Annotated in this window: 16 protein-coding genes and 1 tRNA gene; 11 read left to right on the plus strand and 6 right to left on the minus strand. The window is 69.8% G+C overall.

Going from position 1 to position 12,108, the window contains the following annotated elements; all coding sequences use genetic code 11:
- Positions 1–30 precede the first annotated feature (30 nt).
- The 6 genes from ACZ6I1_RS11965 to ACZ6I1_RS11990 all read left to right on the plus strand — a co-directional run bounded on the left by ACZ6I1_RS11965 (position 31) and on the right by ACZ6I1_RS11990 (position 4,125).
- Entirely contained in the window at positions 31–1,473 is a 1,443-nt protein-coding gene (locus ACZ6I1_RS11965) for an amino acid permease (protein ID WP_469286032.1), read from the plus strand.
- 77 nt (positions 1,474–1,550) lie between these two features.
- Entirely contained in the window at positions 1,551–1,973 is a 423-nt protein-coding gene (locus tag ACZ6I1_RS11970) for a M67 family metallopeptidase (protein WP_469286034.1), read from the plus strand.
- A 77-nt stretch (positions 1,974–2,050) separates the two neighbouring features.
- Positions 2,051–2,158, plus strand: a complete 108-nt coding sequence (locus tag ACZ6I1_RS11975; protein ID WP_469286036.1) for a putative leader peptide — start codon at positions 2,051–2,053, stop codon at positions 2,156–2,158.
- A gap of 106 nt (positions 2,159–2,264) precedes the next feature.
- On the plus strand, positions 2,265–2,552 hold the full coding sequence (locus ACZ6I1_RS11980) for a MoaD/ThiS family protein (protein WP_469286038.1): 288 nt from the start codon (positions 2,265–2,267) through the stop codon (positions 2,550–2,552).
- Positions 2,552–3,502, plus strand: a complete 951-nt coding sequence (locus ACZ6I1_RS11985) for a PLP-dependent cysteine synthase family protein (protein ID WP_469286040.1) — start codon at positions 2,552–2,554, stop codon at positions 3,500–3,502. The genes ACZ6I1_RS11980 and ACZ6I1_RS11985 overlap by 1 nt, the downstream gene beginning before the upstream one ends.
- A 179-nt stretch (positions 3,503–3,681) precedes the next feature.
- A complete protein-coding gene (locus ACZ6I1_RS11990) occupies positions 3,682–4,125 on the plus strand; it encodes a DUF7144 family membrane protein (protein ID WP_469286042.1) in 444 nt (147 codons plus the stop codon).
- Between the two features lie 75 nt (positions 4,126–4,200).
- Here the strand turns inward: ACZ6I1_RS11990 and ACZ6I1_RS11995 are convergent, their stop codons facing one another.
- Both ACZ6I1_RS11995 and ACZ6I1_RS12000 read right to left on the minus strand, forming a co-directional pair.
- Positions 4,201–4,557: a DUF488 domain-containing protein gene (locus tag ACZ6I1_RS11995; protein ID WP_469286044.1), complete on the minus strand. Its 357-nt coding sequence runs from the start codon at positions 4,555–4,557 to the stop codon at positions 4,201–4,203.
- A gap of 2 nt (positions 4,558–4,559) precedes the next feature.
- The gene (locus ACZ6I1_RS12000) at positions 4,560–4,979 is read right to left on the minus strand and encodes a hypothetical protein (protein WP_469286046.1); all 420 of its coding nucleotides are present in this window, start codon (positions 4,977–4,979) and stop codon (positions 4,560–4,562) included.
- Between the two features lie 205 nt (positions 4,980–5,184).
- Between ACZ6I1_RS12000 and ACZ6I1_RS12005 the strand changes: the two genes are divergently transcribed.
- Positions 5,185–5,937 (plus strand): MBL fold metallo-hydrolase, encoded by a 753-nt coding sequence (locus ACZ6I1_RS12005; protein ID WP_469286048.1) that lies wholly within the window; start codon positions 5,185–5,187, stop codon positions 5,935–5,937.
- Between the two features lie 14 nt (positions 5,938–5,951).
- On the opposite strand, the gene ACZ6I1_RS12010 is transcribed toward ACZ6I1_RS12005, so the two are convergent.
- From ACZ6I1_RS12010 to ACZ6I1_RS12020, 3 genes are all read right to left on the minus strand, one after another.
- The gene (locus ACZ6I1_RS12010; RefSeq protein ID WP_469286273.1) at positions 5,952–6,470 is read right to left on the minus strand and encodes a DUF7916 family protein; all 519 of its coding nucleotides are present in this window, start codon (positions 6,468–6,470) and stop codon (positions 5,952–5,954) included.
- A gap of 49 nt (positions 6,471–6,519) precedes the next feature.
- A complete protein-coding gene (locus tag ACZ6I1_RS12015; protein WP_469286050.1) occupies positions 6,520–7,767 on the minus strand; it encodes a PTS transporter subunit EIIC in 1,248 nt (415 codons plus the stop codon).
- A gap of 274 nt (positions 7,768–8,041) precedes the next feature.
- Positions 8,042–9,343 carry a PTS transporter subunit EIIC gene (locus ACZ6I1_RS12020; RefSeq protein WP_469286052.1) on the minus strand — a complete coding sequence of 434 codons (1,302 nt, stop codon included), beginning with the start codon at positions 9,341–9,343 and terminating at the stop codon, positions 8,042–8,044.
- A 228-nt stretch (positions 9,344–9,571) separates the two neighbouring features.
- Between ACZ6I1_RS12020 and ACZ6I1_RS12025 the strand changes: the two genes are divergently transcribed.
- The 4 genes from ACZ6I1_RS12025 to rdgB all read left to right on the plus strand — a co-directional run bounded on the left by ACZ6I1_RS12025 (position 9,572) and on the right by rdgB (position 11,777).
- Positions 9,572–9,805 (plus strand): PTS sugar transporter subunit IIB, encoded by a 234-nt coding sequence (locus tag ACZ6I1_RS12025; protein WP_069920430.1) that lies wholly within the window; start codon positions 9,572–9,574, stop codon positions 9,803–9,805.
- Positions 9,806–9,899: 94 nt separating this feature from the next.
- On the plus strand, positions 9,900–10,625 hold the full coding sequence (gene rph, locus ACZ6I1_RS12030; RefSeq protein WP_469286055.1) for a ribonuclease PH: 726 nt from the start codon (positions 9,900–9,902) through the stop codon (positions 10,623–10,625).
- Positions 10,626–10,712: 87 nt separating this feature from the next.
- The gene (locus tag ACZ6I1_RS12035; RefSeq protein WP_469286057.1) at positions 10,713–11,099 is read left to right on the plus strand and encodes a hypothetical protein; all 387 of its coding nucleotides are present in this window, start codon (positions 10,713–10,715) and stop codon (positions 11,097–11,099) included.
- Between the two features lie 63 nt (positions 11,100–11,162).
- On the plus strand, positions 11,163–11,777 hold the full coding sequence (gene rdgB, locus ACZ6I1_RS12040) for an RdgB/HAM1 family non-canonical purine NTP pyrophosphatase (protein WP_469286059.1): 615 nt from the start codon (positions 11,163–11,165) through the stop codon (positions 11,775–11,777).
- Between the two features lie 56 nt (positions 11,778–11,833).
- Here rdgB and ACZ6I1_RS12045 read toward each other — a convergent pair.
- A tRNA-Leu gene (locus ACZ6I1_RS12045) sits at positions 11,834–11,917 on the minus strand.
- Between the last annotated feature and the right edge of the window lie 191 nt (positions 11,918–12,108).

Raw genomic sequence — 12,108 nt, forward strand, 5'->3', positions numbered from 1 at the left:
CGGGTCGGCGTGGAGAAAGGCGCACCAGACATGACCTCAGTGCAGGTCGAGCAGCACGGCAAGACGCCCGGCGAGGGCACGCAGGGCGAGGGTGAGGGCGGGGGCTACCACCGCACACTCGGCGCCCGCCAGATCCAGATGATCGCGATCGGCGGAGCCATCGGCACCGGCCTCTTCCTGGGCGCCGGCAAGGCGATCTCCAAGGCCGGCCCGAGCCTGATCCTGGCCTACGCCATCGCGGGCCTGGTCATCTTCTTCATCATGCGGGCCCTGGGCGAGCTGCTCATGTACCGCCCCGTCGCGGGCTCCTTCTCGGACTACGCCCGAGAGTTCCTGGGCCCCTTCTGGGGGTACGTCACCGGTTGGACGTACTGGCTCTTCTGGGTGGTCACCGGCATCACCGAGGTCACCGCGGCCGCGCAGTACATGGCGTATTGGACCCACGACAGCTTCCCGCAGTGGGCGTACGCGCTGATCTTCACCGTCATCCTCTACGGCGCCAACCTGATCTCCGTGAAGCTCTTCGGCGAGCTCGAGTTCTGGTTCTCCATGGTCAAGGTCACCGCCATCGTCGGCATGATCCTGATCTGCGCCGGCATCCTCACCATCGGGTTCTCCGACGCGGCCGACACCGCGACCGTCAGTAACCTGTGGAACGACGGCGGCTTCTTCCCCAAGGGCATCGGCGGCACGCTGATGACCCTGCAGATCGTGATGTTCGCCTTCCTCGCGGTCGAGCTGGTCGGCGTCACCGCCGGCGAGTCCAAGGACCCCGAGAAGACCCTGCCCAAGGCCATCAACACCGTGCCGTGGCGCATCGCCGTCTTCTACGTCGGCGCGCTGATCATGATCCTGTCGGTCGTCCCCTGGACGCACTTCCAGCCGGGCGTCTCGCCCTTCGTCGCCGCCTTCGAGCGCATGGGCCTGGGCGTCGGCGCCGCGATCGTCAACTTCGTCGTGCTGACCGCGGCCCTGTCCTCCTGCAACTCCGGCATGTACTCCACCGGCCGCATGCTGCGCGACCTCGCGCTCAACGGCCAGGGCCCGAAGTTCTTCACGAAGCTGACCAAGAGCGGCACCCCGCTGATCGGCACCACGTTCTCCGCCTCGCTGATGCTGGTGGGCGTCTGGATCAACTACGTCGCCCCGGGCAAGGCCTTCGACTACGTCGTCTCCTTCGCCACCATCTCCGGCATGTGGGCCTGGATCATGATCCTCGTCTGCCAGCTCCGCTACCGCGCCAAGTCCGACCGCGGCGAGCTGCCCCGGTCCGCCTTCCGCGCGCCGGGCGCCCCCTGGACGAGCTGGTTCGCCCTGCTCTTCATCGGCATGGTCATCGTGATGATGGGCATGGACAAGGACGCCCGCGTCTCGCTCTACTGCGCCCCGCTGTGGGGTCTGCTCCTGGGCCTGTCCTACCTGTTCCTGAAGTTCCGCAACCCGCGCGGGGCCGCCTTCGCCAAGGCCTCCTGAACCAGGTCTGTCCAGCATCCGGGCCCTCCCGTACCACACCTCGGTACGGGAGGGCCCGTCTGCTTATCCTGTCGCTCATGCTGACCCTCACCCAGGCCCTGTACGACCAGATCGTCGAGCACGCCCGCCAGGACCACCCCGACGAGGCGTGCGGCGTCGTGGCCGGACCGGCGGGCACCGGCCGGCCCGAGCGCTTCATCCCGATGCTCAACGCGGCCCGCTCGCCCACGTTCTACGAGTTCGACTCGAAGGACCTGCTCAAGCTCTACCGCGAGCTGGACGACCGCGACGAGGATCCGGTGATCGTCTACCACTCGCACACCGCGACCGAGGCCTACCCCTCCCGCACCGACGTCTCCTACGCGAACGAGCCCGAAGCGCACTACGTGGTCGTCTCGACCGCGGACAAGGACGGCCTCGGCGAGTTCCAGTTCCGCTCGTACCGCATCGTCGAAGGCGTGATCACCGAGGAAGAAGTGCAGGTCGTCGACGCCTACTGACCACCATGTGAGCACAAAGCGTCCACGATGCGGGATACTACTCCAAACGGGGGACCTGGAATCGTTAACATGACCGCATGGTTTCCCACGACGTGAGCATCGAGACGCCCGGCAGGCTGCTGCTCGTGGCGCGGCTGCACGTCGACCTGTGCCGCCTCGCCAGCGCGATCTGTCCCGTCGTCTGAGCACCAGAGCACCGGAGCCCTCCTGCGCGGGGTGCCGACGAACCGCGCGCCTGCACGTCCTCACGTACCGACGTACTCACGCCCTCCCTCACGACTGGAGCCAGCCATGGCCATCGAGGTCCGCATCCCCACCATCCTCCGCACCTACACCGACGGCGAGAAGGCCGTGTCCGGTGAGGGCGCCACCCTCGCCGACCTGTTCTCCGACCTGGAGACCCGGCACAAGGGCATTCGAGAGCGACTCGTCGACGAGGCCGCCGCGGGCCAGCTGCGCCGTTTCGTGAACGTCTACCTCAACGACGAGGACGTCCGCTTCCTCGACGGCATCTCCACCGCGCTGAAGGACGGCGACAGCGTCACCATCCTCCCGGCCGTGGCCGGCGGCGCTGTCTGATGCGTTACGACTCCCCGCTGGCGGCGGTGGGCAACACGCCGCTGGTCCGGCTGCCCCGGCTGTCGCCCTCGGACGACGTCCGCATCTGGGCGAAGCTCGAGGACCGCAACCCCACCGGCTCGATCAAGGACCGCCCGGCGCTCCACATGGTCGAGCAGGCGGAGAAGGACGGCCGGCTGCGGCCCGGCTGCACGATCCTGGAGCCCACCTCCGGCAACACCGGGATCTCCCTGGCGATGGCGGCCAAGCTCAAGGGGTACCGGATCGTCTGCGTGATGCCGGAGAACACCTCGCAGGAGCGGCGTGACCTGCTGGCGATGTGGGGAGCCGAGATCATCTCGTCGCCGGCGGCGGGAGGGTCCAACACCGCGGTGCGGGTGGCCAAGGAACTCGCGGCCGAGCACCCGGACTGGGTGATGCTCTACCAGTACGGCAACCCGGACAACGCGGGCGCCCACTACGCCACCACCGGCCCGGAGGTCCTCGCCGACCTCCCGTCCATCACGCACTTCGTGGCGGGCCTGGGCACGACCGGCACCCTGATGGGCGTCGGCCGGTACCTGCGCGAGCACGTCCCCGGAATCAAGATCGTCGCGGCCGAGCCGAGGTACGACGACCTGGTGTACGGCCTGCGGAACCTCGACGAGGGCTTCGTCCCCGAGCTGTACGACGCCTCCGTGCTCACCACCCGCTTCTCGGTGGGCTCGGCGGACGCGGTCACCCGGACCAGGGAACTCCTCCAGCTGGAGGGCATCTTCGCGGGCGTCTCCACCGGGGCCGCACTGCACGCGGCGATCGGCGTCGGCCGCAAGGCCGTGGCCGCCGGCGAATCGGCGGACATCGTCTTCGTCGTGGCCGACGGCGGCTGGAAGTACCTGTCGACGGGCGTCTACACGGCCGCCACCACCGAAGAGGCCATCGAGGTCCTCCAGGGCCAGCTCTGGGCGTAGCCCGCCTCAGCCGCTCCACCCCTTTCGCGGATCCCGAGCCCGCTTCCCCTCCACCGGGGGAGCGGGCCGCGGCATGTCCGGGGCCGCATCGCCCGAACGGCCCGCGGAAGTCGCCGGGACGGCGGTACGGCCGGAGGCTGAACGTGCCCGACCGACCCGACAGAGAGCGTGGTGGCTCGATGACGACCACTCCGAACCCCGCGGCCCCCGGCCCCTCCGGCACCCCGCCGCCAGGCAGCGCGTCCGGCTGGGCGGCGGGCGGCGCGATGTTCGCCGCCGTCCTGATGATGATCAACGGCGTGCTGGCGATCCTCGAAGGCATCGCCGCGCTCGCCAAGGACGACGTCATCTGGCGGATCCGCGACTACACGTTCAAATTCGACCTGACCGCCTGGGGCTGGATCCACCTGCTCCTGGGCATCGTCGTCCTGATCGTCGGCATCGCGATCCTCAAGGGCACGCCATGGGGCCGGGCCCTCGGCGTCGCCCTGACCGGCGTGATGATCATCCTGCACTTCCTGTGGCTGCCGTACCAGCCGTTCTGGTCGCTGATCGCCATCGCCATCGGGGTGTTCGTGATCTGGGCCCTGTGCGTCGACCGCGGCCCCAGCGCCCTCAAATGACCCGTCGGGGCCTGGCCGCGGGCCGGGGCGCCGACGCGGCATCCCGGCCCGCGGCCCTCACCCGGCCCGCGGCGCTCAGCCCGGCTCCGCGCCCAGCAGCTCCGCGAGGATCGCCGCATGGCTCGACGCCGGGTCCTTGACCGCGGTCAGCAGCGTCAGCGGCCCGGCCGCCGCCAGGCCGCGCAGCCGGTCCAGCTCCGCCACCGCGTCCGGCTCCGCCAGCTCCGCCTCGTACCGCCGCCGGAACTCCCCGGCGGAGCCACCCGCGTGGAACCACTTGCGCAGCTCCGCCGACGGCGTCACGTCCCGCGGCCACTCGTCCACCGCGGCCGCCTCCTTCGCCAGCCCTCGCGGCCACAGCCGGTCCACGAGCACCCGGACCCCGTCCGCACCCGGCTCGGGGGTGTCGTAGATCCGCCGGATCCGGATCACCGTCAGCCTCCCAGTCCCTTGATCTCGTCCCACACCGCCGGATCCAGCATGCCCAGCCGCCTGTCGAACTCCCACAGCGACACTTCCTCCGGCCGGTCCGCCTCCAGGAAGGCCGCCCGCCCTCCGGCCGCCACCGAACCCGGCGGCAGCGGGATCACCCCCGCCCGCCGGTCGTCGTACTTCCCGCTGATCCACGCGACCCGCGCCCGGTGCCCCCGTACCTGCTCGACCGCCAGCACCAGGCAGATCCGGCCGTCCGCCAGGTCCCACAGCTCACCCGGCCGGGGCCTCGGCGGCGGCCCGGGACCGTGCGCGGGCGCGGGCCGGGCCCGGCGGGGGAGCCACAGCCGCCCCCCGGCGACCAGCGCCACCAACGCCACGACCACGGCCGCGGCCACCGCGGGCCACCAGGACGTGTCCATGTTTCGACCGTAGCCGTACGGGAACGCCCCGGCATGGCAACGTGGGGCAACGCCTGTGCCCACCGTCGCTCCCCCGGGTGACAGCGCAGGTGATTCCCCCCACAACGGCCCGCCGCGGAGGAGCGACCAGTCGTTTCGCGCCTTACGCTCGACCCACGCACGGCCCGCATTCCGTCCACGGACCGTCCACGGAGGTTCACGCTCCATGAAGCTCACCGTCGTCGGCTGCTCGGGCTCGTTCCCGTCCGCGGAATCGGCCTGTTCGAGCTACCTCGTCGAGGCCGACGGCTTCCGGCTGCTCCTCGACATGGGCAACGGCGCCCTCGGCGATCTCCAGCGCCACATCGGTCTCTACGACCTCGACGCGATCTTCCTGAGCCATCTGCACGCCGATCACTGCATCGACATGTGCGCCTACTTCGTCGCCCGCTACTACCGGCACGAGGGCGGCCGCTGCGGCACCATCCCCGTCTACGGACCCGAGGGCACCGAGAGGCGCCTGACCGCCGCGTACGACGACGTCCCCGACGAGCGCTCGATGAGCGAGGTCTTCGACTTCCGCACCCTGAAGTCGGGCACCTTCGAGATCGGCCCCTTCCAGGTCCGCACCGAGCGCGTCAGCCACCCCGTCGAGTCGTACGGCATCCGCGTCGAGCACGGCGGCCGCGCGCTCGCGTACTCCGGCGACACCGGGACCTGCCCCGAGCTGGGCCTCCTCGCCGAAGGCGCCGACCTCTTCCTCTGCGAGGCCTCCTTCACGCACGGCAAGGAGGACATCCCCGACCTCCACCTCAACGGCCGCGAGGCCGGGCAGTACGCCCAGGGCGGCCGGGTCGGCCGGCTCGTCCTCACCCACATCCCGCCGTGGACGGACCCGCAGCAGAACCTCGCCGACGCCCGCGCGGTCTACACGGGCCCGGTCGACCTGGCCCACGCGGGCGCCGTCTACGAGGTGTAGTGCCGCCGCGTCCGTCAGGCGCAGGCGGGCCGGCCTGCCGGCCGCCGAGGGCCATCCGGTTCCAGGTGTGCCGGCGGCCGCGGATCGCCACCGAGTACGCGTACATCACCGTGGTGCATCTTCCCCGACCACAGCGCCGCGTCGGAGCCCAGAGCCCGCCGCAGTTCCTCGGTGACCCGCGCCATGGCCGCGTACGAGCCGCCCGTGCCCGGGTTCGCCGTGATGCACAGCAGCGCCGCGCCCATGTCGACGAGGCGCTTGGCGTACTCGGGCTTCGCACGCCGGATCTCCGGTATGTCGCCGGGCTCCAGGTTCACGCCGGCCGGCCGCCCGATCACCCGGGCCAGCCTCGGTGAAGGACGCGAACTCGCCCAGCCCCGGCAGCCGCAGCCGCTCGCCGTCCCAGGCCCGTTCGATGAGGTTGAGTACGACGACGTCCGCGCCGAAGGCGGCCACCAGCTCGGCGTTGTGCACCCCGCGCCCGTCCGGGTGCGGGGACAGCGCGGACAGGCCGAAGCCCCTGCCTTTCGCAGGGAAAGGCTAGGGGCTTCGGACCCGGATGCGCGGCGCGTGCGCCGAGGCCTACTTCGCCTCGGCCTTCTCCATCTCGGCGATCTCCTCGTCGGACTCGCGGCCCGGCGTCGGAAGGTTGAACTTGATGATCGCGAAGCGGAAGACCACGTAGTAGACCGCCGCGAAGACCAGGCCGATCGGGATGATCATCCACGGGTTGGTGGCGAGCTTCCAGTTCAGCAGGTAGTCGATGAGGCCCGCGGAGAAGCCGAATCCGTCGTGGACGCCCAGGCCCCAGGTGACGGCCATGGAGACACCGGTCAGCACCGCGTGGACCGCGTACAGGGCCGGCGCGAGGAAGAGGAAGGTGAACTCGATCGGCTCGGTGACACCCGTGATGAAGGAGGTCAGCGCGAGGGAGATCATCATGCCCATGACGGCCTTGCGGCGGGCGGGCTTGGCGCAGTGCGCGATGGCGAGCGCGGCGGCCGGAAGGCCGAACATCATGATCGGGAAGAAGCCCGACATGAACTGGCCGGCGGTCGGGTCACCCGCGAAGAAGCGCGGGATCTCGCCGGTGACGATCGTGCCGTCGGCCTTGGTGAACGAGCCGACCTGCTGCTGGAAGAAGGTGTTCAGGAACTGGTGCATGCCCACGGGGATCAGGCCGCGGTTGAACACGCCGTAGATGCCGGCGCCGACCGAGCCGAGGCCGATCAGCCAGTCGCCGAAGTCGGCGAGGGCGCCGCCGACCGGGCCCCATGCCAGGCCGAAGAACACGCCGAAGGCGGTGCCGATGAAGGCCATGATGATCGGGACGAGGCGGCGGCCGTTGAAGAAGCCGAGCCAGTCCACCAGCTTGGTGCGGTGGTACTTCTCCCAGATGATCGCGGAGACGAGGCCGACGATGATGCCGCCGAGCACGCCCGGGTCCTGCGGCTTGCCCTTGGGGAGCAGCTCGGTGACCGATCCGTCCATCGGGAACGCGGTCAGGACGTTCTTGTAGACGAGGAAGCCGACGAGCGCGGCGAGCGCGGTCGAGCCGTCCGCCTTCTTCGCGTAGCCGATGGCGACACCGACGCAGAAGAGCAGGGCGAGGTTGGCGAAGACCGCGTCACCCGCGCTGGCGAAGACACTGGCGACCTTGCCCCAGTTCAGGCCGTCCTTGCCGAAGACGTCGTCCTGGCCGAGGCGCAGCAGAATCGCGGCGGCGGGCAGGACGGCGACGGGCAGCTGGAGGCTGCGGCCAACCTTCTGCATGCCCTGCATCAGGCCGGAGCCCCGCTTCTTGGCGGGAGCGGCGGTTGCCGTACTCATCAACTTCCTCCAGTGGGCAAGGCGCCGCCTGGGGACAAGAAAAGGGGGGACGGCGACGTCTCAGAAAGGGGGGTGCGCGCGCCAGACAGGCCCGCGTGGTCTACACCAATCGTGGTGTAGACCAGTTGTAACACGGTGAGGGATAGATAAGGAACCTTCGATTTCCTGTGGTCTACACCACAGGAGGTTCGGACCAGGCCAAAGCCCCCGGATCCGAAGATCCGAGGGCCTGGGAGGCGCGGCCGAAGGGCCCGCGCGGCGCCGGAGGCGGGCGCTACGCCTTGACGTTCTCCTTCTGCATCTCCTCGATCTCCTCGTCCGACTCCCGGCCCGGCGTCGGGATGTCGAACTTCGTGATCGCGAAGCGGAAGACCGCGTAGTAGACGACCGCGAAACACAGCCCGATCGGAATGATCAGCCAGGGCTTGGTCGCCAGGCTCCAGTTGATGACGTAGTCGATCAGGCCCGCCGAGAAGCTGAATCCGTCCTTCACCCCCAGCGCCCACGTCACCGCCATCGACACGCCCGTCAGCAGTGCGTGGATCGCGTACAGCAGGGGTGCGACGAACAGGAAGGAGTACTCGATCGGCTCCGTGATGCCCGTGACGAAGGAGGTCAGGGCCACCGACAGCATCAGGCCGCCGACCTCCTTGCGCCGCTGCGGCTTCGCGCAGTGCGTGATCGCGAGCGCCGCCGCGGGAAGGGCGAACATCATGATCGGGAAGAAGCCGGAGAGGAACTGGCCGGCCTCCGGGTCCCCGTTGAGGAACATAGCGATGTCGCCGTGCACGACCGTGCCGTCCGGCTTGGTGAAGCTGCCGAACTGGAACCACACCGGCACGTTCAGGAACTGGTGCAGGCCGATCACCAGCAGCGCACGGTTCGCGACGCCGAAGATGCCGGCGCCCCAGGCCCCCAGCCCGACCAGCCAGTCGGAGAAGCTCTCCAGCGCGTCACCGATCGGCGGCCAGATCCACAGGCAGAGCACGGCGAACGCGATCCCGACGAAGGCCATGATGATCGGGACCAGCCGGCGGCCGTTGAAGAAGCCCAGCCAGTCGACCAGCTTCACCCGGTGGTAGCGCTGCCAGAACCAGGCGGCCAGCAGGCCCATGACGATGCCGCCGAACACCCCCGGATTCTGGAAGGTGTAATCGGCGAAGGTCTCGCCGGGACCCAGGCAGCCGCCCCCGATGTCCCTCGTCCCCTCCGGGCAGCTCTTGGGGAAGGCCTGCAGCACGCTCCGGTAGACGAGGAAGCCGACCGCCGCGGCCAGGGCGGTCGAGCCGTCCGCCTTCTTGGCCATGCCGATCGCGACGCCGATGCAGAACAGCAGCGGCAGGCCGAGGTCCGCGTTCAGCAGCGCGCCGCCCGCGTTCGCCATCACCTTGGCGACGTTCGTCCAGGCGAGGCCGTCCTTGCCGAAGACGTCGTCCTGGCCGAGGCGGTTCAGGATGCCCGCCGCGGGCAGGACGGCGATCGGCAGCTGCAGGCTGCGGCCCATCTTCTGCAGGCCCTGGAACAAGCCGTTCCACCACTGCTGACGTGGTTCTGCTGCGGCGCTGCTCGCGCTCATCGGCGTCCTCCCTGACCGGCCTCGTTTGGGCAGTTGCAACACGTGCGGCACACTGGTGTAGACCAGTTGTGGGCAGGTTGCCGCTGATCTTCAGCATTCGGCAGACGGCGGTCATGTGCTCGCATAGCTGGGCCAACCGTGCGTTACCGTGACAAAGCGGACTGCGTGGAGCGCTGTTCAGCCACCGGACGCCGAGACTCGTTCTTCGTAGGACTCAGGGAGAAACACATGGCCACCAAGGCTGAGAAGATCGTCGCCGGGCTCGGCGGTATCGACAACATCGAAGAAGTCGAAGGCTGCATCACCCGCCTGCGCACCGAGGTCCACGACGCGAGCCTGGTCGACGAGGCCGCCCTCAAGGCCGCCGGCGCCCACGGCGTCGTCAAGATGGGCACCGCCATCCAGGTCGTCATCGGCACCGACGCCGACCCGATCGCCGGCGAGATCGAAGACATGATGTGAGCTGAGCCCACGCGCTCGGCCCCACGCCGCGACCCCGTCCCGGACCCCTCCGGACGGGGTCCTCGCGTTGCTCCACAGGGGCTAGGCTCGAGCCATGTCTCGCATCGACGGCCGTACGCCCGAACAGCTCCGCCCGGTCACCATCGAACGCGGATGGAGCAAGCACGCCGAGGGCTCCGTCCTCATCTCCTTCGGAGACACCAAGGTCTTCTGCACCGCCTCCTTCAGCGAAGGCGTCCCGCGCTGGCGCAAGGGCAGCGGCGAAGGCTGGGTCACCTCCGAGTACTCGATGCTGCCCCGCTCCACCAACACCCGCGGCGACCGCGAATCCGTCCGCGGCAAGATCGGCGGCCGCACCCACGAGATCTCCCGCCTCATCGGCCGCTCGCTGCGCGCCGTCATCGACTACAAGGCCCTCGGCGAGAACACCATCGTCCTGGACTGCGACGTCCTCCAGGCCGACGGCGGCACCCGCACCGCCGCGATCACCGGCGCCTACGTCGCCCTCGCCGACGCCGTCGCCTGGGGCCAGCAGAAGAAGCTGATCAAGGCCGGCCGCAAGCCCCTCACCGGCACCGTCGCCGCCGTCAGCGTCGGCATCGTCGACGGCGAACCGCTCCTCGACCTCTGCTACGAGGAGGACGTGCGCGCCGAAACCGACATGAACGTCGTCTGCACCGGCGACGGCCGCTTCGTCGAGGTCCAGGGCACCGCCGAGGGCGAGCCCTTCGACCGCAAGGAACTCAACGCCCTCCTGGACCTCGCGGCCGGCGGCTGCGCCGACCTCGAAGCCATCCAGCGGAGCGCGCTGCAACTGTAGGGTCGGCAATCCGCGTCTGTCCGGATACGGGCGCACGGTGTCACAGCCGTGCGCCCTTCCACGCATACCGAGTTCTTGGGGACCCAGATGAAGCCGAAGCACCGCGTCGCCGCCATAGCCCTGGCAGCCGCTCTGACCCTCCCGGCCCTTTCCGCCTGCGACGCGATCTCCACGGCGATGGACTGCGCCAACACGGCCGTGGCCATCACGGACGGAGCCAACGACCTCCAGCAGGCGGTCTCGCAGGCCGGCAACAGCCCGCAGGACGCCCAGAACGCGCTCAACCAGATCGAGGCGAACCTCAAGAAGATCGGCGACCAGACGGGCAACGCCGACCTCGGCAAGGCCATCGACTCCATGAACACCGCCGTGAAGAACGTCCGCACCGCCATCGAGAGCGGCGACGCCACCCCGGACATCCAGCCGGTCGCGGACGCGGCGAGCGAGATCTCCAAGGTCTGCACCCCGGGCTGAGGCGGCCGGCGGCGGCCGCCCCGGCGGGCCGGAAATGACGGGGGGCCGGAAATAATGGGGAACATGACCTCCACGCCGCCCCGCCTCATCCTGGCCACCCGCAACGCGGGCAAGATCGCCGAACTCCACGCCATCCTGTCCGACGCCGGCCTGCCGCACGAGCTGGTCGGCGCGGACGCGTACCCCGAGATCCCGGACGTCAAGGAAACCGGCGTCAGCTTCGCCGAGAACGCCCTCCTCAAGGCCCACGCCCTCGCACAGGCCACCGGCCTGCCGGCCGTCGCCGACGACTCCGGCCTGTGCGTGGACGTCCTGGGCGGCGCCCCCGGCATCTTCTCGGCCCGCTGGGCCGGCCGGCACGGCGACGACCAGGCGAACCTGGAGCTCCTCCTGGCCCAGCTCGGCGACATCGCCGACGAACACCGCGGCGCCCACTTCGCCTGCGCGGCGGCCCTGGCCCTCCCGGACGGCACCGAACGCGTCGTCGAGGGCCGCCTCCTGGGCACCCTGCGCCACACCCCGTCGGGCACGGGCGGCTTCGGCTACGACCCGATCCTCCAGCCGCTGGGCGAATCCCGCACCTGCGCGGAGCTCACCCCGGCGGAAAAGAACGCCATCTCCCACCGCGGCCAGGCCTTCCGCGCCCTGACCCCCTTCGTCCGCGCCCTGCTGGGCTGAGCCGGATACGCCGAGGACCCCGTACGCAGCTGGGTACGGGGTCCTCGGCATGGACGTGCGGTTGGGGGGACTCGAACCCCCACGGGTTTTACCCCACTTGGACCTAAACCAAGCGTGACTGCCTATTCCACCACAACCGCGACATAGAACCCAATTCGGACATTGCGCCTGGCTGGGCCGCCATCAGTCTACGGGGCACTCGGCTGGGGCGGCAGGTTTGGGGCGGCGATTCCGGCACCACGTGTCCGTCAGGGAGTGGCAGTTGGGGCACAGGTAGCGGAGGTTCTCGCGGCGATTGTCGAGCCGGTCGCCCGCGCGAGCCGCGCTGCGA

The sequence above is a fragment of the Streptomyces sp. NPDC046303 genome (assembly GCF_055588085.1).